The sequence below is a fragment of the Enhydrobacter aerosaccus genome (genome assembly GCF_900167455.1).
Classification (GTDB): domain Bacteria; phylum Pseudomonadota; class Alphaproteobacteria; order Reyranellales; family Reyranellaceae; genus Reyranella; species Reyranella aerosaccus.
Genome location: NZ_FUWJ01000014.1, coordinates 87,871 through 109,579, shown reverse-complemented (window position 1 = coordinate 109,579; position 21,709 = coordinate 87,871). Strand labels below are relative to the sequence as shown.

Here is a 21,709-nt window from a genome sequence, read left to right as displayed (position 1 = left end):
CAACTGATAGCATAGGTAGAATCCTGGACGCCGGGCAACCGGCAAGCAGCGTACGGCCCAGTCGAACGAACATCCGATGAAAGTCCGGCTTTTCTTCGCGCCGGCGCGCGCCGTCGCGCTGCTTGGAACTTTCGCGCTCCTGCTGTGTGCCGCCACGGTTTTTCTGGCACAGCCGCTATGCCTGTTCTTGCTGCCCTTCGCCGCCTTCTATCTCGGCCTGTTCGCACTATCTGCATGGGCGCTTGGCCGGATCATTGCGCTTGAGCATTGGATGGATTGGGACAAACCCCATCGGCTGCTCATTCTGGCCCCCCATGAGGACGACTGCGTCATTGCTGCCGGCGGGATTGGGATCCGCAACCACGCGCTTGGCGGCGCGACGCGCATTGTCTATCTCGCACCCGATCCGCTCCCGACGATGGCTGCAACACGAGCAGAAGAAGCGCGCGCGGCATGGGGTAACGGGGGTGTCGCTCCCGCCAGCCTCATGCATCTCGACCTCCTGCCCCCCTTGCGGCAACGTGATCCGCACAGGCTTCGCCTTGCGGCGACCAGACTGCGTTCGATCATTGATGAATTCAGTCCCACCGTACTGGTGATGCCCATGTTCGAGGGCGGTCACATTCATCACGACATGGTGGTTGGCCTCATCGGCTCGATCGTGACGGCCGAAGACAGGTTCGAGATCTTCGAGGCCCCGGAGTACAGCCCCTACGTTTCACTGCAATACACGCCTCACCGAGTTATAGCGCTATGCACACGGTGGCTTCTGGGGCTCGTTTCATACTACGGCCCTCCCGATGGCATCGACGGCCGGCCGGTACTGAAGGTTCGCTTGCGGCCAGACGAAATAGAGCGCAAACGCGGAATGCTGGGTGCGTTCGTGAGCCAGAATGCGGGCTCGCTGATGGAGACGCGCTGCTACCCTGACCGGCTCGTACGTTGGGATAGGACGCGGCGGCACCGTCGCCCTTTCGAATTCCGCGTTTCCTACGCGGCGTTCGCCCTGGCCGCGCAAAGATTGCTGCCCGCGGCGCTCGTCGGCCGATTGCTGCCCGGCGAACGTGGTACGATTGGACGAGATGGCTCCGTGACGGATTTGGACGACGAATTCGGCACCGGGCCCGACCGAGGTCAATAGCGGTACTTCTCCATGAGCCCGACATAGGTCTCAGCTGAGGCTTCCAGGGTCAGCTTCCTGTCGAGGATCATCTCTCTCGGCGCGAATGCATTGCCATTCACCCCCTGCCAGAAGGATGCGAAGGCTGGAACGAGATCAGCTGCATTGGTGAATTTGACGCCGCAGCGCTCGTCCCAATAGGGGACGGATGTGACCGGCCCGAAGCGCACGCCCCGCAACAAGTATTCGAGGCTCTGCCACTCGCCGCCCGGATCCCAAGCCAGAATGGGCACCCCTGCCGCCATCATCTGTTCAACGGCGATGCCCTGGGTCTCGTGATGGCTGAGATAGACCATCGACCGTGTCCGTCGACTGAGCGACAGCAATTCCGATTCGGCATAGAATCCGTATCGTAGATATTCGATCACGAGGCCGTGGCGGCGCAGTTCAGCCATCAACGGCTCGATCAACGTCTGCTGATACTCCTCTCGCCGGCGATAGATCTTGTCGTAGACGAGAATATCGACGTCCTTGGTCGCCGATGGCGACGGCGCCCATCGATGGGTGTCGATGCCGACGGGCCAGACCGAAACCAGGTTCGGCCATACGGTCGAGAACATGTTCTTGACCCATTCGCTCGGCACCAGGACCTGACGGATCAGATGGTGCGCCGGCAACTGCTCGTCGTCGATCGGATGATTGTAGATCGACGTTCCGAACACGATTGGCGTTTGCGGAGAGAACTTAGCCAGCAGATGCGGTTTGCCGATCAGGGAGACCAGATCCTCCGGATTGTTCCGCACATGCCGATAGTTGTTGAGGCGGTAAGGCGCTCCGATACGATCGAGCCCCGCCCTGAGGTTGAGGAACACACGCATTGCGCCGCCTGGCTTGCGGGTTCTCCCCATCAACTGACGGATCAGCCGCCGAGGATAGCGATCGAGCGGCACCCAGCGATCAGGATCGGGCTCCTCATAGAAGAGATTAAGTGGCTCTCTAAGCTTCACTACAGAACCGCCCGGCAAGCCCTCTTGAACGATCTCCGTTGCCCGCCGAGTAGGTACCACAGTTCAGCTTTGCCTCTTCACAAAATTCAGGCCTTTCCGGATCCTGTTGCAGGCAGCGACGCAACGCGGCGCGGATAATGGCTTATCGGCGGTTACTGCAAATTCCTTCCGGACGTCGGTCTCATGGCCGATCTGCCGGCATCCTGACGGTCTCGGCATGGCCAAGAGAGAGACGTCCGCCGATGATCTCTCGATATAGAACCGCCATTTCGTCGGCCACGTCGCCCATCGTCCTTGATGGCAGGATATTCGCCGTAAGCCTCTGCAAGCGACTTCTATCCTGTGCGGCTTCCCGCATAGCCACTGCCCAGGCGCGACTGTCATCGAAGGGCAGAAGCCAGCCGTCGATCCCATCGCGGACACGCTCCGCTATGCCCCCCAGGTTCGCGCCCATGACGGGGACACCGAAGGCATAAGCCTCGAGCACGACCAACGGGCCGGTCTCCATGTAGTTTGACGGCACGGCCAGAATGTCCACCTGGCGCAGAAAATCAGGTACCTGTTCGCGCGAGATACCGCCGCAGAATTCGATCCGCTTGTCGCTGCCCGCGGCCTGCTCCAGGGTTCGAAGGTAGGGCAACTCCGTGCCGGTCCCCGCGATCCGTAGCCGAATCGGCACGTCGCGCGGGATCTGCGCCATGGCCTCCAGCAGGATATGTGCACCCTTGTAATGCTCGAGCCGGCCAATGAAGCCGATCGTGAGATCCTTCTTGGCCGGCTCATGAGGCAGGCGTTGCGCTTCGACCGTCAGGGATCGCGACACGGCCTGGCGCGAAATCCGGAGCTTCTCGGGGGCGACGCCGTTGGCCAGCAGAGCCGAATAGACCCATTGGCTCGGGGCGACGATTCTCTCCGAAAACTCTGCCATACGATGCAGTTCGAGCGCCTGGACCACCGCGCGGGAACGGGCAGACAGCAGCGTCACCGCCTTCGATGAAATCCTCGACGTCCAGCCGCCGCTCCACGATCGTCTCGGCAAACTCGATACCGCATTGGCCAGTGCCGGCGGCAATCCGCGCGATGCCGCCCAGCACTGGGCACAGCGCTTGTCGTCGATCCGCCCGTCGCAGGCTTCGCGACCGTGCAGAAGCATCGTGCCGCGCAGGCACAAGGCAGACGGGACATGCATGGTGACCACGCAGGGTATGCCCAGCTGCGCGACTTGAGCCAAATGCGTAAGGCCCGCTCCGGACGTCCAGGAGTGCAGATGAAAAATATCCGGTGCGTTCTGGAGAATAAGCTCCTGAAACTTGCTCAGCCCGGCGCGCGAGCGCGCCGCCGAGTAGTCGCGGATTCCGGCCCAGTTACTGGGATAGCGGACGACAGGAACGCCCTCCCAGACATACTGCTCGAACGACTTGTCGGTCGCGGCGATGACATAGCCGTCGATCGACCTGTCCATCAGGGCCGCCCTCAAGTCCTGGACATAGACCTCGGTCCCACCCATGCCCTCGGGAAAGTAGAATCCGACGCAATGGGCAATGCGCAGCCGTTTGGAGCCAGTGTCAGATCCCTCGAGTGTCATGACGATGGTCCGGTTGGTGGCGGCTTGCGGAACAAGGCCCAGAGGCGAATCAGTCGTTCGGTCGCCCTGAACCCAAGCCACCTGTATCCAAGCAGGATGGGAGCCCGAACCGCAGGAACGAAGGCCGGGTCCACCTTCGCACTCCAGTCGGCCGCGGCCGCTGCCTCGTCGAGCTGCGTCTTGGCGAGATTGCGGATGACAGGCCAGATATACGATACGGCAGCGCGACGTTGCCGTGGGGAGACCTCCCCTTTCGCTTCCAGCAGGGCAATGGCCTTGCGATAGACCTCGATATTCGTCCAGTCCGCCAATGTCCGACGGAAACCGCTCGTCTTCTGCAGCCTTCCCCGACTGTGGTGACGATGGACGAAGGCCGACTTTCCATAGACCGCTAGGCGCGGATGACGGACCGCCACCTCGAGCATGAACATTCGATCGTCGCGCAAGGCGAACTCCGGTCGGTGCGGGACGTCCTGGACAAACGAGCGGCGGAACAGAAAGGCGGAATAGTGGGAAAACGGAACTTCCCCGAATTGTTGCGCAACGAAGTCGTCGCAATCGACCCACGGATGGGGCGCGAGGCGCTGCGAATCCTCAAAAAAATCGGTGTATCCGGCCACTACCACATCCGCCTCGGTTTCGTGCGCCAACCTCACCTGCTCGGCATTGGCGCCCGGCTCGAGCCAATCGTCGGAGTCCAGAAAGCGCACATAGTCTCCCCTCGCCACGGCCATCCCCGCCGCAACGGCCCAGCACTTGCCCCAATTGGCGGTTCGGATGCTGACGACATCCTTACGCTTCTGCAGCCAGTCCCAGGTGCCGTCCGCGCTGCCGTCGTCGATAACGATCACCTCGGCGGAACAATCCGCGGAGAAGCACGACTCCACCGCCTGTGGCAGTCCCCAGAGTCGATTGAAGGTCGGGATGATGATCGAAACGTCGACCATAGCGCTCGCGGCTCAGCCGCCTGTGCTGCCGGTATAGGCGGCGACCATAGGCCGGAGGTCCTCCGTCCTCACCCGGCCTTCGCTCTGGCGGCCGCACCGGACGAGTCCAGCCAGCGCACGATCTTGGGCGCGGCAAACCTGACAACCGTCAGGAAAACGATCATGAACATCAGGGCTGCGCCAAGGATCTTCGGCAAGGACACCTCGACGCCGTCGCGGGCCATGGTGAAGGCGAAAGCCATGGCGATGCCTTCGCGCATGACCAGCGGCAGGTTGAAGGACATCAGGATGCGAAGGCAGGTCGCGAGGATCAGTCCCAGGAAGGCGATCCCCACAAGCATGCCCGGAAAGCCGAGATCGGCATAATTCTCGCCCATATAGCCAACACTGATCGAAGTGCCCTGTGACACCTCATCCACCAGGTAGCGTTGCGTCAGACGCATATAGACGTCCGAGTCCGACAGTTCCGGCTTGTCGGGATACAAGAAACGCGGTTGGAAGACGTGCTCGAACGCCTCCTTCCACTGCCGCATGAAGATCGGCTCGGGCGACAGGGCGCGCACATCAATGACGGAGGCGAAAATATCGACATAGGCGAAGCGAGCGAGCAACTTGTAGGACGTCTCGCCGAAGTCCGTGTCGCCGAAGGTGAGCACCTTGTTGCCCAGATATGCCATGCGGTCGGACAGCGGCATCACGATCGCCTGCGAATCGGACGACTGCGAGGCGTATTCGCGATAGTCGGTCTTCACGGCGGTCCAGAACAGAGCCAGTGTCGTCAGGGCCACCAGCCCGGCAGCCAGCAACAGGCCGGTCGTGAACTTCCAGCGGATGCGGGCTGCTATGGCCGCGATGCCCAGGAAAACGAAGACGCCTCGGAAATCCGAAAGGAAGCCCGTAAAGCCGGTGCCGATCTCGAACAGCACCACCGCCAGCATGATCTTGGTGCCGCGTCCCGTCGACATCCCGTAAACGAACAACGTGAACAGGCCGACGATCTTGACGCGCGCCAGCGCCTCCATGGGCTGGGCAAGACCACCCCGGCCGAGAACCGCGGCCATCGTCGAAACGACGAAGGTCACCACGTAGAACATCACCACTTCGCGTGTGGCCCAACGGAAGTGCGCCGTGCGTTGAGCGGGTGTCGGCGGCTTCATGTTCGTCATCACCAGCCGAAACACGATCGCCAGCACGATAAGACTGGCCATCATGTACCAGTAGGCGTTGGTGACGTTCGGACCGCCCGTCCCGGCCGACATCGACTGGCCATCGACCCAAGCCTGCAGCACGCGGGCGAATATTTCCAGCCATTGCCAGATGAAGAGATAGAGCATCGCGGCCGGCATCGTCGGCGTATAGAGGATGCGCAGGCAGGCGAAGGGAACCATCGCCCCGACGGCGAACGGAACGGTGTCGGGCGTGAAAGGCGACAGGACCAGGCACAACCCGCCGAACACGGCCGATGCGTTCAGCACCAGCTTGAAATCCAGATAAACCGGAGCGTGGACGGACGAGACGGTGGCGGCAGTCATGGCTTGAACCGAAGCATTTACGCGGCTTTGGCGGCTTTGGCAAAACGCCGGGCCCGCACCGTCGCCGCCCCTTCCAGAATACCCGTCGCGGCCGCGGCCGGCGAGTAAGCTGCGATGCGCTCGGCGACGTTGCGCCGTTGCGCCGGCCGGTCGGCGTGCAACACGGTCTCGATTGCCTCGGCCAGGGCCGGGATATCGCCGAGCCGATGGACCGCGCCGGTCCTCCCCGTCTCCACAAGATCCGGCGCGCAGCCGACGGCATCGGAAACGATGGCCGGCAAGCCACAGGCCATCGCCTCGTTGACGACCAATCCCCAGGTTTCGATCCGGGACGGCAATACGATCACGTCGGCCGCGGCATAGATGGCCGGAAGCTGGGTCTGGTTCGCAAAGCCCAGAAATTGCACCGCCAGCCCCGCCGTCTTCGCGAAGTCCGCCAATTCGTCGGCAAGGTCACCGGATCCGGCAAACAGCACTTCCACCGCCACACCACGCTTCTGGAGCAATGCTGCAGCGCGCAGCAGGTCGAGGGGATTTTTGCGCGGGATGAGCTTGCCGACGAACAGCAGACGCGGCCTGTCCGAAGGTGGGGGCTCCGGCCGCAAGTGGCGCGCCGCCTCGCTGGCCTTCTTGAAGGCATCGTTGTCGACGCAGTGCGGCGAGAAGAACAGCCGCTCGGCGGGAACGCCATAGTGAATGAGATAGTCGCGATTCCTCTGGCCGACATAGAGAAATCCATCGAAGCAACGGAGAACCTGGGGAAATACAAGCTCCTTCACCAGGCGCATGACGCCCCCGCGCTGGGTGACCAATTGCGAATCGCCCCGGACCAGCACCGGCACGCCGTTGCGGCGGCAGGCGATGGTCGCTTGCCAGTAGCTCCACAAGGCCCAGCCCGGGACGATAAAGGCGTCGAACCTTCCGTCCGAAATCCTGCGCGCAATATCCGGCGTATTGCATCCCCAGAACGTGTCGGGCGACGGAGTCCCGGATATGTTGGACAGGAACTCGCTGCGATAGCCGGACAGCAGATCGAGATCCCACTCGAAGGCAACGCCGAAGCCGGAATCGGCCTGCTGTTCGGCGGTCTGCCGATGGGCGAAGTAGACCGTCAGATCGCAGCGCTTATCGAGTTCGCGAAACAGCGGTGTGAGATACTGGATCGGATGGCTGACCAGGAAGCCGATGCGCATCGCCATGTCAGGCCCACGCCGGCTTGAGACAAGCCCTGTCGAGCGCCTCGGCGAGTTGTCGCGTGGATTGGCGCGCCGACAAGGACTCGTAGGTGGCGGAATCGACGGCATCCGGGTCGTAGGACCTGTCCTCGAGAAAGCCGCTCAGAGCATGAGCGACAGCTTGAGGTGACGGCAGTTCGGTTTCGGTCAGCGTAAGCACTTGGCCCGCCTTCGCCGACCGGATCATGGTCACCGCCGTGCTCTCCGCATGAAGCATCGCAAAGATCGGTCGGCGCGACAGCATGCCCTGGAACACTTTCGACGGGGTGTAATGCCGCTCCGTCGAGCCCAGAACGAGAATGGCGTTGCTCTTGCCGAGATGGTTGAGCGTGTCGACATAACCGATGCGATGCGGATGCTCGGTGACCATCGCCTCGACACCCATCCTCCTTGCGCGCGGCAGCACCTGATAACCCTTGGGATCGTCGGGCGAGGTCCCGGTCCCGACAAAGTGGACCCTGATCCGGGCTGCGGCCTGAGGCTTCGTCTGCTGAAGGGCACCCAAGCCTGCGAGAAACGAGTCCAGCACGACGAATCCCGCCGGCAGCAGGGCTCCAGCATAGATCATGTGAAAGTGCCCGTCGTCCGGATCGAACAGGAAGGGCGATCGATCGAGGGCCCCTACGGCCTCGAAATCCTCAGGAGCGGTGCCCATCGGCATGAAGGCGGTGACCGCGTTACGGGCAACTTCAGGATTACGTTGCAGCATTCCCTCGACGTAGCCGGCCGCCATGCCGGTGATGAGCGCCGCGCCGCGGACCGCCCACGGCTCCAGCAAGCAGGCCAGACGATAGGAGGCCCAGGCCTTGGTGAAAGGGCGTTCGACGCCGGGCCAGGCGTTGACCCAGGGATCCTGGTAATCGATGCCGAATGGCAGGCCGTAGCGGAGATGAATGAGCCGACCGACCGGGGCCAGGAAGTTTGACGGGATCGTCACCAGGACGAAATCGATCTCGCGCCGCTTCGCCAATCCGGCCAGAACGCGATAGCAGCCGGCAAAGGCACGCACGCCAATATCACCGACAAGACGAACAGGCCGATTCGAGAAGGTCGGGGCATGGATCACGCGCAGCCCGGGTGCCACCAACCGTTCGAGCTCGGGATCCGGCCGCTCTTCGTAGCAGGCAGGATCTCCGGTCACCACGATCGGCGTCCAGCCGAACTCCGGCAGATAACGGGACCACAACCGCGCCCGCTGCGCTCCGACGAGGTTGCAGGGAACGAAATGCCCGCTGACCAAGGCGACCGTTTTCGTCACGTCGTCCTCAGGCCAGCCCGAACCTGCTGGTAAAGGTCGAGGTACCGGCCGACGACGACATCGGGCGCATAATGCTCCTCGGCGCGGCGCCTGCAGCTGGCACGGTCGATCGTGTGCAGCTTGCCCACCGCCTCGCACCCCTCCTCGATCGAGTTGATGAGGAAGCCGTCGATTCCCTGCCGGACGATCTCCGGCAGGGATCCACGCGGGCAGGAGATTATCGGCGTACCGCAGGCCAACGATTCGGCGAACACGATTCCGAACGGCTCGTTCCACTGGATCGGAACGACCATGGCCAGCGCCTGTCCCAACACACGGTTCTTCTGCGTATCGTCGACAGGTCCGACATACTCGATGCCGTCCCGGCCGATCCAAGGCTCGATCTCCTTGGTCCAATAGTCGCCTTCGGGACCGCTATCGGCATGATTGCCGGCGATCAGCAGCCGTCGTCCGGTTCGCCGCGCGATCTCGATGGCCCAGTGCGCGCCCTTGATGCTCTCGACGCGGCTCAGGAAGACCAGCGGCGCATCGGCCGCAACCGAGGGGCTGAACTTGAGCGAGTCCATGTCCGCGAAATTCGGAATACCGAGCCACGTCCCGCCCGTCTTGCGGCCGCACGAGGCGATATACTCGCTGCAGCCCGTGAAGGTGAGCACACCCGGGGCGGCAAGCTTCACGGCAAGGTTGACGGTACGCGGCGTCGGATCGCGCTGATAGGTCATGACGATGGGAATGCGGCCGCGCAGATGCGGCGTGAGATAGGCGATACGCGAAAAGCTGTGGATCACATCGGGCCGAAACGATCGGATAGCGCGACCAAGGGTCAAGGCATTGCGCACCGTATCGAGACGCGACTGCGACTTCTGGCCGGGCCAGGGCTGGAAGACATCGACCGGACAGGACGAGCCGGGTTTGGCAACAAGACAGATCTTGTGCCCTCGCGTCATAAGGCGTCGCGCCAGGCCATCGACGATCCGTTCGATCCCGCCATAAAGCTTCGGGGGGACCTCGATCTCGGGATCAGTGGACAGAAGAATGCGCATCAGCCGGCCGTTCTCGTGTCAGACGAAGCGGATAAGGGCTTGGCGCCGGAGAAAGCGGAGGCCACGGCCTCGACCAGAACCTTCTTCTCGACGTCCCAGTTGTAGCGCCGGCGCCCCAGATCGGCAGCCGCGGTCTTTGCCTCGGCAAGCGCCCCAGGCGTGGCTGCAAGCCCATCCAGCACCTTGGCCATTCCTTCCACATCAGTAACGGACACGACGGCCGCCGCCGGCCCCAACTCCGGCGCCAGGGCCTTTTGTGCAGGAGTATCGCTCATCATGACGGGCGTGCCGGCGAGGAGATAAGTGAAGATCTTGTTGGTGAGGCAGATGCGGCGATTCTCGGTGATCGGCATCTCAAGCGACAGGCCGAGATCATAATGCGCCGCCAGTCGCACCATCTCCTCTGGCGGGGCCATCGGCAGGAGCCGGACACGATCCCCTATTCCCAGGTCGCGGGCCATCTCCAGCAGCCTGTCGCCATACCCCCAGCGATTGCTGCCGCGAATGTCGAGCGTCACGCGGGTCCTGGCTCGAGCCATCGCCTGGACAAAGCCTTGCAGACCACGATCCAAGCCGATCGTTTGGGAGAACCAGTAGGCCTTCAAGGTGCCGGCTTCGTGTCGATGAGCGGCGTGGTCTTGAAGTGACGGAGCCATGGAGAGAGGGAACAGATTCAGTACCGTCGTCGGCTTCACCCCATAGCGGGCTGCATAGGCCTGACCGATCAGGGGTGATGCGGCCGTCATGTGGGCACACCGAGGAAGACAGGCTGCCTCGATCTGCTCCACCAGCCTGCTTTGGAAATGATCGGCCTGATCGTCCGGCTCCTCGCCCGAATGAAAGTCCTCGGCGTCGAAGCCCAGCAACGCGCCGCGCCGACGTGCAGCCTCAGCAGCGGCCGGCAGGGCCGGAACATAGTGCGCGATATAGAGATCCGCGCTCATGGTCCGGGTCACACCTCGCAATGCCCCTCCGGGGCCGCCGTAAGCGTGGACGGCAACCGCAAGCGGGATCGGCAGCCCCGCCCCAGACAGCGCGCGCGCCGCACGCCGAGCCGCCGTTGTGAAATACCTCTCGCTCCGCAAGCGCGGAACGCGGCGTACCGTCCAGGAAGCCTCGGCCGCAATCTCGTCGTCGAACGGTCTCAGCGCCTCGGTGTAGTCGCAGGAAATAGTCGTCACGGCGTATCCTGCTTCCTGTAGCGCTGCCGCTTCCTTCACCAGGCGGGGATTGGACGCAAGGTTGCCGGAACTGACGATGCATACCGTGCGCTTCATCAATCTCCTAACCCAGGCGCGCGTCGGACTGGAGACCAGGGAGTTCCGCGCTCGAGACGAGCTCGAACTGAAGCGGGCCGCTCGATCGCAGGGCCAGGGGCCCGAAACCCAGGTCCTGGCGAAAATCGAAGCCGAGTTCACCTGGGTTGCATGCATTCACGAAGAACTGGACCGCTCCGTCGACCCTGTGATCGACGACGATGGTCGTGCTCGTGGTCCTCAAATCGATATTGTAGCTGCCAGCGGCAAGGAACAGCGCATCGAGAGAGACAACGCACCGATAGCGGCCGGCCTTGGTTGGCAACGGGACATTGCCGAAGGCAGCGGACGAAAAGTAGCCGACCGGCACATTGTGCTGGTCGCGCAGGATCACGACTAGTGACATGCCGGGCATGCCCGTCGTCTCGACTTCGACCTCGAGCCGCAGCGGCATGCCGGGAACGAACTGCTCCGTCGGCCTGCCATCGGCGTCGAGGAGCTGGGCCGAAATCAGCGTGGCCTCCCTGCCCCGCCCCCAGTGCCGCACCTTGCCAAGCTTCCCGAGCGACGCCGTGTAATGCGCCAGACCGGCTTCGACCGGCCCATCGAAGGTAAGCTTGCCGCCCTCGAGCACGAGGCTTCGCCGCGTCAACGCCGTCACGGCCGCGAAATTATGACTCACGAACAGGACGGTCCGGCCGCTGCCGGCAACCTCGGACATGCGGTTGATGCAGCGCGCCTGGAACTCCGCATCGCCGACCGACAGGACCTCGTCGACCACGAGGATTTCCGCCTCCAGATGCGCGGCAACGGCAAAGGCCAGGCGAACATACATACCCACCGAGTAGCGCTTCACTGGCGTGTCGATGAACTTGCTGACGCCGGAGAATTCGACGATCTCGTCGAACCGGCGCCGCATCTCGATGCGGCTCATGCCGAGGATGGCGCCGTTGAGGAAAATGTTCTCTCGCCCGCTGAGTTCCGGATGAAAGCCCGTCCCCACTTCGAGCAGGCTGTTGACCCGACCATTGATCTCGACCCGGCCACGGGTCGGCTCGGTGATCCGCGACAGGATCTTCAGCAGAGTGGATTTACCCGCACCGTTGTGACCGATGATGCTGACCAACTCGCCGCGCTTGATCTCGAAGTTGAGATCGCGCAGGGCCCAGAACTCCTCCACCTCGCCCGGCGTATTGGAGACGCGGCCCTTGAAGAAATCGACACCCCTGCGTACCAGCGCCCGCGCGCCACGCGTCATGGCTTCCCGCAACAGGCCGTCGCGTTCGACCTTGTGGCCGATGATGAATCTCTTGGCGAGCCCTTCGGCGCGGATGACGGTGTCGTTCATGTCAGATCATGTCCGCAAAGCCACGCTCGATGCGTCGGAACGTCCTCACTCCCAGCCAGAGGAAGAACGCCGTCACCGCCAGACTCAGGATGAAGCCCGGCAGGTAGATCGGGCTTTCGCCACCCACGATGCACCAGCGGAACCCGTCGATGATGCCGACCATGGGGTTGAGATTGTACAGAAGCCGCCACTGCTCGGGCACGACAGAACTGGGAAATCCGACGGGAGAAACGTACAGCCCGAACTGCAGCACGAACGGGATGACGAAGCGGAAATCCCGATACTTCACCACAACGGCTGCCGCCCAGATTGCCGGACCGAGGCTGGCAAGCAGCGCCAACAGCACGAACAAAGGCAGCAGCAGGATCTGCCAATGCGGCACAACCCCGTACCAGATCATCAATCCCGCGAGGATGGACAGGCTGACCGCGAAGTCGATGACGACCACCAGCACCGTCGCCAGCGGAACGATGAGTCGCGGAAAGTAGACTTTGCTGATCAGGTTGGCATTGGCGACCACGCTGGCCGACGCTTCGCCCAGGACGGACGAGAACAGCGTCCACGGCAGCAAGCCCCCGATCACCACGATCGCATAGGGCACGCTCGTGTTGGTCTGCACTTTGGCAATGTGCCCGAACACCACGGTAAAGACGACCGTCGTCAGGAACGGTCGGATGAAGGCCCAGGCAATGCCGACTGCCGTCTGCTTGTACCGAACGGAAACGTCGCGCCAGGCGAGAATGAGCAGCAGTTCGCGATAGCGCCAGAGGTCCTGCCAATACTGGCGATCGGCGCGGCCTGCCTCCAGCACCAGGTGCGTTGAAACGGGGCGATCTAAAGAAGTCATGCAGCGCCCTTCATACGACGCGGATGGGCCATCAGGCGAGCAAGGAGTAAATTGGCAGCGGCTGCAAACCGGTCGCGACGGTATGGAGCAACGGCATCCGGGGTGGTTCTCCCCATCGCCAGCAGGCGAAGGATTGCGGCTTCTAGGGCCGTGCCGTCCGCCGGATCCACCAGCACGCCGATCTGTTCCCCGGAAACGGCATCTGCACTACCGCCACCGACGCCGCCCACGACCCGCAGTCCACAGCCAGCCGCCTCCAGGTAGACGATGCCGAACCCCTCCTTCGTACTCGGCATGACATAGAGATCAGCGGAACGGTAAAGATCAGGGAGGTCGGCTTCCGGCACGTAGCCCAAGAACCGCACAGCTGTACGATCGCCGCTCAGTTCGATGGCCCTGGCTTCCAGGCGAGCCCGGTCGTCGCCGTCGCCGGCAACCACATGCACCAGCGTGGGAAACTTGAGCCGCAGCGCCGGCAAGATCGCAAAGATCTGCTCGTGACCTTTGTATCTTTCCGACGCGGCCAGCCGGCCGACGGTCAGCAGGATGGGGCCTGCCCCAAGACCGAATCGTGCGCGCAGTGTCTCGGAACGCGGACCGGGAACGAACATGTCGCGGACCGTGTCCGGAAGAACCCGCACGCGTTCCGGTATGAGATTGGCCCAGGACAGCAACGTGTGCCGGGTTGCCCGACTGACGACGGTCACGAGGTCGGCTGCTTCGATCGCCGTTCGGGTCAAGCCGCCGGGAGCATCCTCGACCTCGACACCGTGAGCCTGCACCCAAAGTCGCGCGCGCAACAGCCTTGCCAGCATCCAGGCGAGTGGCGCCATGTAGAGGTGTCCGCAGAAGACGACATCGAACGGACCCAGGCGCAGGGCAGCAACAAGGGAATTGACCACATAGCGGAGCCGCCCGAATGCCGCCCTCTCCTGCCTGATCCCCGGCGGCAGGGCGATGGCACCCGCATCGCCATGCCGAGGGAGGATCACCGACTGCGCGCCGCCCTCGGCGAGCGAATCGAACAGGTCCTGGTTGTAGCGTGCAATACCGCCCTGCGCGCCGTAACCGTCGGTCAACAAGGCCAGGAGCCGGGGCTTTCGGGTCATCACGCCAAGACCGGGCCTGTCCATCCCACCTGCCAGACGTGTCGCAGCCAGTCGCGGGACGCAGCGGAGAATGACACAGCCGCCGCGGGAGCGGCGGCCTCGCGCAGCCAGTGACCGACCGGCGTCGCGAAACCAGTCTTGGGCCGTTGGCGCAGCGCATCGGGGAGCGGTGGTCGCGGTATATCAGCAATCGCCGATTTAGCGCCCGTCGCTTCAAGGACATCTCCCGGTGGCAGTGCCGCCAGAAAGAAGGGATCGACATAAGGAACACGAATCTCGATCGAGTGAGCCATCCCCGCCCAATCGGAATCGCGCAGCAACTGGTTGCGCATGTAAAGCGAGGTCTCGAGCGCGGCAACGCGATCGAAATCACCGAGCGGGTGATCGGCGTTCAATTCGCCGTCGATCCGATCGAACACGACCAACCGGCGCAGGCCCTCTTCGACGAGGTCAGGATCGAGAATGGCGTCAAGCTCCCACGGCATGAACACGCCACGACGCAGGAGATAAGCACCGGCCCAACTGCCACCATACTGGATCAGGCCTGCGGCCTTCGGATGCAATCCCAGGCGCGACCCCATACCGTGGGACAGCATCCAGCGGACCGCCTGTCCGAGGCCAGGCGCATAGCGGAAGGGACGCAGCAGACGAACGGCACGAGGCAACTCCCGAAACGAAGGATAGCCGCCGAAGCATTCATCGGCGCCCAAGCCGCTCAACGCCACCTTGATGCCGGCCTCGTGCGCCGCCTTCGAGACGAACCAGGTGTTGATTCCATCGATGGTCGGCAGGTCCATCGCGTCGAGGAGTGCTGGGAGATCGCGTTCGAACTCCGCTCGGTCGACCGTCCTTACGATGTGGCGAGCGCCATAGCGGGCTGCGACTTCCGCCGCCAGCGGCGTTTCGTCATTTGGGGTGCCTCGAAACTCCGCGAAGGAAAGCGTCACGGCCGATATATCGCGCAGTCCGAGCTCGGCCATGGTTCCAAGCAAGGCGCTGGAGTCGAGGCCAGCGGAGAGGAAGACGGCAACAGGGACGTCGGCGACAAGGTGATAGCGGACCGACTCATGTACTGCGGCACCCAGCCGTGCCTGCGCCTCCGAGGGATCGCATTTCGTCGACGCCCTACGGTCGAGCGCGTTCGCGACTCGATAATAAGGTGCCGGAATGTCCGGTCCCGCTGCATCGATCGTCAGCGTACTGCCAGCCGGGACGGAGCGGATCGACTGCCAGACGGTGAAAGGCTCGGGCACATTGCCGAAAAGATGAAACCCGACGATGCCGGCAGGATCAGGATCGCGTGAAACCACGCCTCCCGCCAGCAGGGCCTTTGCCTGCGACGCAAAGCGGAGAGTCCAACCGTCATCGGCGTAATAGAGGGGCTTGATGCCGAGTGGGTCGCGGGCCAGCAGAAGCGAATGCCGCTTCGAATCCCACAAGCCGAAGGCGAACATGCCACGCAGTGCCTCGACCATGGAGGAGCCGCGGTCGGCGTAGAGCTGCAACAACACTTCCGTGTCGGTCTCGGTCCGGAACGTATGTCCCTTTCGCTCCAGTTCGGCCCGCAGTTCGCGATAATTATAGATCTCGCCATTGAACGTGATGGTGAGCGTGCCGTCGGCGCTGTGCATGGGTTGAGCACCGCGCTCCGACAAGTCGATGATGGCAAGCCGTCGATGGGTGAATCCCACTCGACCGTCGGGCGAGAACCAATCGCCACTGCCGTCCGGTCCGCGGGGCGCCATGCGCGTATTCATGCGCGCCAGTTCGGCTCGATCGACGGGCGGCGCGACGTCGAGATAGGCAAATATGCCGGCTATTCCGCACATGATGGGATCAGGATGAAATCGGTCGAACCGGGTGACGGCACACTGCTCAGCGCGCGCCTGTGCCGCCGAAGATCACGGCGAAGGTCCGCAGGACGATCACGACATCGAGCCAGAGCGAGCAGTGCTTGAGGTAGTACAGGTCGTACTCGAGCTTGGAGCGCATCTCGTCGTGATCGTGGGCATAGCCCTGGTTTATCTGCGCCCAGCCGGTGACGCCGGGGCGCACGATGCCGCGCAAGGCGAAGTGGGGAATTTCGCGCACATATTGCTGATCGAGGGTCAGCGCCTCGGGCCGCGGGCCGACCCAGCTCATGTCGCCGCGGAGCACGTTGACGAGTTGGGGCAATTCGTCGAGCCGGCATCGACGCAGGAACCCGCCGATGCGTGTTACGCGTGGGTCTGCGGTCGTGGTGAAACTCGGACCGCCAGCGCCGTGATACATGGTGCGGAACTTGACCATGCGGAAGACACGCCCGCGCCGCCCGACACGTGGCTGCAGAAAGAAGATCGGGCCCGGACTGTCGAGCCGCACCACGATTGCAACGACCGCGAGCAGCGGCAGAAGCAGGGGCAGACAAAGGATCGTGAACACGATCTCGATGGCGCGCCGAACGAGGAGATACTGACGCGACGGCAGCAAGGCGCCGAACTCGTTCGGCGTAAGGCCGCCCAATGGCGTCCGCCCCGTCAATCCCTCGAGAATGAATCGCCGATCAAGCACGGGCACGCCGGCAATGGCCGCGTTGGCCAAGGCGGAGAGCTGGGCTTCCGTGAGATCGGCGCCCAGATCGGCAACGATTGCATCGACGCGAACGCCTCCCAACTGGACATCCTCGAAGGAATGCCATTTGCAATTTCCCAGTTCGGGCAGAGCGTCGACCAGAGATGCCGGCACGACCGCATAGTGCCGGGTGAGATAGCGCGCCCGCAGTTGGGCAATGGCCGCCATCCACACCATCGCCAACGCGCCGCTGCCAAACAGCTGGATGCGCGAATAGTCGGACCGCAGCAGGACGAGAACCACGGCAATCATCGCGTAGGCGAAGGTCGCAACCGGGGCGACGTAACTCAGATTGCCTTGCAGAGTTGCCCGCGGAAAGGCGTCGAGCCGACGGCCGGCATACCATACGACCGCATAGGCGAAAGCCGTGGCCAGGATGGTCTGCTCGGCTGCACCGAAGCCCGCCTTGAAGGGCTCGCCCGTTGCATAGAACGGGATGGGCACGACCACGCAGAACAGAAATCCGCCGATCGCATCAATCCAGGTCTCGATGAACCGCTGAGGCGCCGAGCGGATTTCCCGTGCCCGTCCTGACGGCTGTTCGGCCGCCGGCGACTCGGCTCCAACCGACATCGCTTTCCGCAAAGTCAATGCCCCCTCGACAGGACGTGGTAACGGCGCAGGCCCATCGCCGGATCAGCCGGCTCCACGTCGACCCCTTAGTGAATATTCTACTTCAAACCGAAGTGCCCGCACACAAACTACATCGAAACTGAATATAGTTTATCCATCGCGCTCCGTAAAGGGCCGCGGCTCGGGCTCCGACGGCGCGAAGGCCTGCGCCCATCCCATGCCGAGCAGAGCGCTGACGAAAAACCCGATCGCCGGCATCTGAAGGCTGAAATCGATTGTGGAATGCAGGATGGCGACGGCCGAGGCCGCAAAGGCTGCGGCCGGCAGATAGCGGTGGCGCCGGCGCCGCCATGCCGCCTGGCCCACGATCCACCAAGGCAGCAGCACGGACGCAATCGCGATCACTCCCCCGGGGATCCCAAGTTCGAGTATCGTTTCGAGCGGCGTTGAATGAGCCTTGTCGTTGGGCTGCGGGATCTGGGCCGGCTGCAGGACGCTGTAGATATCGGCGAAGCTGCCAAGGCCCCAGCCCAGCCATGGCGACTCCTGGATCGCCTTGAGCGTCGTCTCCCAGATGATGACGCGGTTGATGTTCCCCGACTCGGGCAGCCGCGACATCTTCTGAACGAAGGCACTTCCTGCCAGAACAAGGATCAGGCCGCCGACCGCCGTGCTGGCCAGAACCAATCGCCCCATTTGCCGGCGTGACCGCAATCGGCCATGCAGCAGGAACACCGCAAGGACGGCAAGGCCTGCCAGGGTCGCGGCGAATCCGGCCCGCGAGCCCGAAAGCAGCAAACCGCCGGCATAGATCAACGCCAAGGCCGCCATGGCCAGGCGGGGCAGCGTGAGCCATTCCAGCGGCTGCGCATTCTCGTCGAGATATTCGCCGTAGCGACGCCGTGAACGCTGGTTTCGGGAGATGAGAGCAATCGCGGCAACCAGCGCCATCCCCAGAAAGCACGCGAAGGAGTTGCTGTTCACGAAGGTGCCCGACATCAGGCAGTAGTCGTATTCCGATGAATAATCGCCTTCCTTCTTCAGATAATTTCCGACGAAGCAGGAATGATTCGCCGTTCCGAGGAAGGCATAGATGCTGACCAGCAAAGCGCTGACCAGCAGGGCCACCAACAGCAGCCGCGCCGTTCGGCGATCCACGCAGCAGGCGCGCGCGAAGGCGAAGATCAGCCCACAGGCCATGCATTTCAGCATGACATCGAGCGAGGCATCGATGGCGAGGGTCGGTACCGGTGCGTGGGCCGACCCGAGAATGGCTGCGGCTCGAGCATAGAAGGCCGCGCTCGCCGTCTTCGGAGCAAGCGTGGACATCTGCAGCGCACCGATACCCAGCATCAGCATGAAGCAGAGCGCCAGCAGCGCGAGCGGTCGCGCCTCTCCAGGCTGAACATCGATACCGCGACGCGTACCCAAACCGAACGCGCCGGCAACGGCAAGCGCGCCGACCACAATGGTCATGGGCGCCCAGGCCCAGTCCCGATTGCCACCCATCGGCAGCGGCGAAACCAGAAGCAAGAAGAGAAACAGGCCGATCACGCTTCCGTCCACGAGCCACCCAAGCAGGTCAAGCGGATGCCGCCGCGGTCGCCGCCTGGAACGCAGTCGCCTCGACTCCGACATCAGTGACGCATTTCTTGCTTGATCAACTTGCCGATCTCCTCCTGAGCGCCCGGCTCGTCACGCAGGAAAAAGCGCAGGATCAATTCGTCGGCCACGGAATGGATGGCCCAGGCAAAGAAGCGCCGGTCCTGAGCTGCTCGCCAGTTCTGTCTCAGATATGCGGTTATCTTTGCCTTCTGGGCATCGTCGAAATAGGGCCAGCAATCGAGAATGATCCGGAGCCTCGGGAACCATGTCTGCGGGATGAGCGGGGCGTAATCGATCGACAGGAAGAGCGGCGGCAAGACCTGACGCGACGCCCCCTCCAGGACCTCGATCATGGCCGCCAATCGAAGCCAGTCGATGCCCCGCGCCGGCGCATTCGCCAATCCCCGTCGAAGGTCGGCCTCGGCCCGGCGCAGCAACGCGGTGCGCTCTTCCTTGGACATCGCCAGGTTGTAGGTCAAGCCGGCGCCGCCCAGCAGTTCCGATCGCTCGAGGTAGCGGCCGGCGACGGGGTCGGCCGCCACGGCGCGGTCGAGATCGGCAATGCCAGCCTGCACGCGCGGTAGATCAAGAGGATGGCCGAGGCGCAGGTCCGTAACGATTCCGTCGGCCTTCTGCGCCTCCCACGCCCCACGCGCCACGGGCAAAGACAGAACCAGAAGACATGCGCCACCGCCCGCCATCAAGGCACGCATCAACCAACTCGGTATCGTAGACAGGCGCTTTCCCCCAAAACTCCGACGACCTTACTCCAGCGCTCCGGTCGCCCGATGTCAAAGGATTACGCGGCAGGCGTTGTCGTTGCAATCGCCGTGGCGTCGTCTTTGCTCTCGCACGACGACGGACTCGACGGCGGCAATGTCCGCACCTTTACGTCGACCAGCGTCTCGATGCCGACTCCGGCCGCGCCGGTGAAGGTGCCCTTGATCGGCATCGCCTGTTCGGGGTCGCGTCCGACCGCAACCCGAATCAGGCGTTCGCTGCCGACGATTCCATTGGTCGGATCGAACTCGACCCAACCGGCGCCTGGCAGATAGACCTCCATCCAGGCATGGGGGAAGGCGCTGTTCGGTCTGTTTTCCGCCTCGTCCTTGTCCAAGGCGGGATCGTAGAGATAACCGGTGATGAAGCGGGCCGCCAGGCTCAGCGACCTCGCCCCTTCCATCATCAGCAGCGCATAGTCGCGGCACGTGCCGCCGCCGGTCTCGAGGGTGGTGGCCGGCGGCTGCGTGCCGATCTCGAAGCGCATGGCATAGGTGAGGTTTTCCTGGATGCCTTTGCACATGCGCACGAGCGTGCCGAACGTGTCGCTGCCGCCCTCCCCTTCGAGGAATTGCTTGGCCCAGTTGCTCACCATCGCATTGGGATCGGGATAGTGCCGCTCGACATAGCGCGCGAGATCCGGCGCCTCCTCGGCCAGATAGCTGAAGGGCAAGGTGCGGGCATATTCCTCGATCGCCGGCTGATCCGGCGGCATGGCGAAATGCTCGAGATGAATGGTGCTCACGAACTCCAGGGCCTGGACCGGGCTGTCCGCGAATGAGGCGATGGCAATCGAATTGCCGAACGGATCGTGGATCCAACGCACCGTCGCTGCCGGTTCGATCGCCAGGCCTGTATGCAACAATCTCAGATCGTGGCTGTCCCGAGGTCGGAACATCAGGCGGTAATCGCCGAGCCTGACCGGTTCCGCATAGTCGTAGCGGGTACGATGAACGATCTCGAGCCTGCGCATGCGGGTCGATAATGCCCCATGATCGTGAAGGTTGCAGTAATGCAGGCCAGAGCCAGCTCAATGGCGAGCAGCGGCCCTCAGGCGAAAGGATAAGGCCCGGCAAACGCGCCGATCGGCAGAAAATGGGTGATCAGCCCGATAGCCGGCTGCCAATGATGGAGCAGCATGGCCGGCGGTTCCTCGAACGATGCGGGTTCCGCGTCAGGCTTCAGTCGGAGAGCGATGGCTGTCGCCGTCGACGGCGCCGTGCAGAGTATTGTACCGGCGAAGCGCAGTTGCATGTGGCGATGGACATGGCCGCAGACGATACGCTCGACCTGGGGATGGCGCGATACGATCGCAGCCAGACGATCCCCTTCCCGGCAAAGATAGGCATCGAGGTACGGGATGCCGCAGGCGAAAGGCGGCTGATGCATCATGAGAACCGTCGGCCGCTCGGGAGCCGCCGCCAACGCCTCTTCGAGCCACTGCGCGCCGACGTCGTCGATGACGCCGTGATGCAAGCCGGGCACGGTGACGTCGAGTGCGACCAGCCGCACCGGGCCGCAATCGTCCGCGACATAATTCATCGGCCCCGAACGCGGCAGATACGAATGCTCCGCGAAGGCCTCGGCGAAGGCGGTGCGCGAATCATGGTTGCCGGGGATGACCCGCAACGGTCTCTTCAGTCCCCGCAGCAAGCGACGCAGCATTGCGTACTCGGCCGGATCCCCCTCGTCGACGAGGTCACCGCTCAGAAGTACGAGATCGGGCCGAGGATCGAGCGCATTCACTTGGGCGATCGCGGCCGCGAACAACGCGTTGGAATCGACCACGCCCTTGTAGAGCACGCCGTCGGGACGGACATGCGGATCGGACAGCTGGGCGATCAGCATGGAAAC

The 21,709-nt window shown here is 63.2% G+C and carries 18 protein-coding genes; 1 reads left to right on the top strand and 17 read right to left on the bottom strand.

Annotated elements, in window-relative coordinates:
- Positions 1-76: 76 nt before the first annotated feature.
- The gene (locus tag B5D62_RS29385) at positions 77-1,141 is read left to right on the top strand and encodes a PIG-L family deacetylase (protein WP_085937648.1); all 1,065 of its coding nucleotides are present in this window, start codon (positions 77-79) and stop codon (positions 1,139-1,141) included.
- Here the strand turns inward: B5D62_RS29385 and B5D62_RS29380 are convergent.
- The 17 genes from B5D62_RS29380 to B5D62_RS29300 form a co-directional block, all read right to left on the bottom strand.
- Entirely contained in the window at positions 1,135-2,127 is a 993-nt protein-coding gene (locus B5D62_RS29380) for a glycosyltransferase family protein (protein WP_139374153.1), read from the bottom strand. The genes B5D62_RS29385 and B5D62_RS29380 overlap by 7 nt on opposite strands.
- 181 nt (positions 2,128-2,308) lie before the next feature.
- Entirely contained in the window at positions 2,309-3,712 is a 1,404-nt protein-coding gene (locus B5D62_RS29375) for a glycosyltransferase (RefSeq protein ID WP_085937646.1), read from the bottom strand.
- Entirely contained in the window at positions 3,709-4,659 is a 951-nt protein-coding gene (locus B5D62_RS29370; protein WP_085937645.1) for a glycosyltransferase family 2 protein, read from the bottom strand. The genes B5D62_RS29375 and B5D62_RS29370 overlap by 4 nt, the downstream gene beginning before the upstream one ends.
- Positions 4,660-4,727: 68 nt before the next feature.
- Positions 4,728-6,191: a hypothetical protein gene (locus tag B5D62_RS29365; protein WP_085937644.1), complete on the bottom strand. Its 1,464-nt coding sequence runs from the start codon at positions 6,189-6,191 to the stop codon at positions 4,728-4,730.
- Between the two features lie 17 nt (positions 6,192-6,208).
- Positions 6,209-7,390, bottom strand: coding sequence for a glycosyltransferase family 4 protein (locus B5D62_RS29360; RefSeq protein ID WP_170921209.1), 1,182 nt, complete (start codon positions 7,388-7,390; stop codon positions 6,209-6,211).
- A gap of 1 nt (position 7,391) precedes the next feature.
- Entirely contained in the window at positions 7,392-8,684 is a 1,293-nt protein-coding gene (locus B5D62_RS29355; protein ID WP_085937642.1) for a glycosyltransferase family protein, read from the bottom strand.
- Positions 8,681-9,727 carry a glycosyltransferase gene (locus B5D62_RS29350; RefSeq protein WP_085937641.1) on the bottom strand — a complete coding sequence of 349 codons (1,047 nt, stop codon included), beginning with the start codon at positions 9,725-9,727 and terminating at the stop codon, positions 8,681-8,683. The genes B5D62_RS29355 and B5D62_RS29350 overlap by 4 nt, the downstream gene beginning before the upstream one ends.
- On the bottom strand, positions 9,727-11,004 hold the full coding sequence (locus B5D62_RS29345; protein ID WP_085937640.1) for a glycosyltransferase family protein: 1,278 nt from the start codon (positions 11,002-11,004) through the stop codon (positions 9,727-9,729). Before B5D62_RS29345 ends, B5D62_RS29350 begins: the two co-directional genes overlap by 1 nt.
- 7 nt (positions 11,005-11,011) lie before the next feature.
- Complete coding sequence (locus tag B5D62_RS33585) at positions 11,012-12,331, bottom strand: ABC transporter ATP-binding protein (RefSeq protein ID WP_170921208.1); 1,320 nt, start codon at positions 12,329-12,331, stop codon at positions 11,012-11,014.
- A gap of 1 nt (position 12,332) precedes the next feature.
- Positions 12,333-13,178, bottom strand: a complete 846-nt coding sequence (locus B5D62_RS29335; RefSeq protein ID WP_085937639.1) for an ABC transporter permease — start codon at positions 13,176-13,178, stop codon at positions 12,333-12,335.
- Complete coding sequence (locus B5D62_RS29330) at positions 13,175-14,260, bottom strand: glycosyltransferase family 4 protein (RefSeq protein WP_170921207.1); 1,086 nt, start codon at positions 14,258-14,260, stop codon at positions 13,175-13,177. Before B5D62_RS29330 ends, B5D62_RS29335 begins: the two co-directional genes overlap by 4 nt.
- Positions 14,261-14,286: 26 nt before the next feature.
- Positions 14,287-16,116: an asparagine synthase (glutamine-hydrolyzing) gene (gene asnB / locus B5D62_RS29325; RefSeq protein ID WP_085937637.1), complete on the bottom strand. Its 1,830-nt coding sequence runs from the start codon at positions 16,114-16,116 to the stop codon at positions 14,287-14,289.
- A 46-nt stretch (positions 16,117-16,162) separates the two neighbouring features.
- Positions 16,163-17,488, bottom strand: a complete 1,326-nt coding sequence (locus B5D62_RS29320) for a sugar transferase (protein WP_139374152.1) — start codon at positions 17,486-17,488, stop codon at positions 16,163-16,165.
- Between the two features lie 132 nt (positions 17,489-17,620).
- A complete protein-coding gene (locus B5D62_RS29315; RefSeq protein ID WP_170921206.1) occupies positions 17,621-19,024 on the bottom strand; it encodes an O-antigen ligase family protein in 1,404 nt (467 codons plus the stop codon).
- 83 nt (positions 19,025-19,107) lie between these two features.
- Entirely contained in the window at positions 19,108-19,788 is a 681-nt protein-coding gene (locus B5D62_RS29310) for a hypothetical protein (RefSeq protein WP_085937634.1), read from the bottom strand.
- 86 nt (positions 19,789-19,874) lie between these two features.
- The gene (locus tag B5D62_RS29305) at positions 19,875-20,828 is read right to left on the bottom strand and encodes a transglutaminase family protein (RefSeq protein WP_085937633.1); all 954 of its coding nucleotides are present in this window, start codon (positions 20,826-20,828) and stop codon (positions 19,875-19,877) included.
- A gap of 77 nt (positions 20,829-20,905) precedes the next feature.
- A complete protein-coding gene (locus tag B5D62_RS29300; RefSeq protein WP_085937632.1) occupies positions 20,906-21,703 on the bottom strand; it encodes a phosphodiesterase in 798 nt (265 codons plus the stop codon).
- Positions 21,704-21,709: the final 6 nt, after the last annotated feature.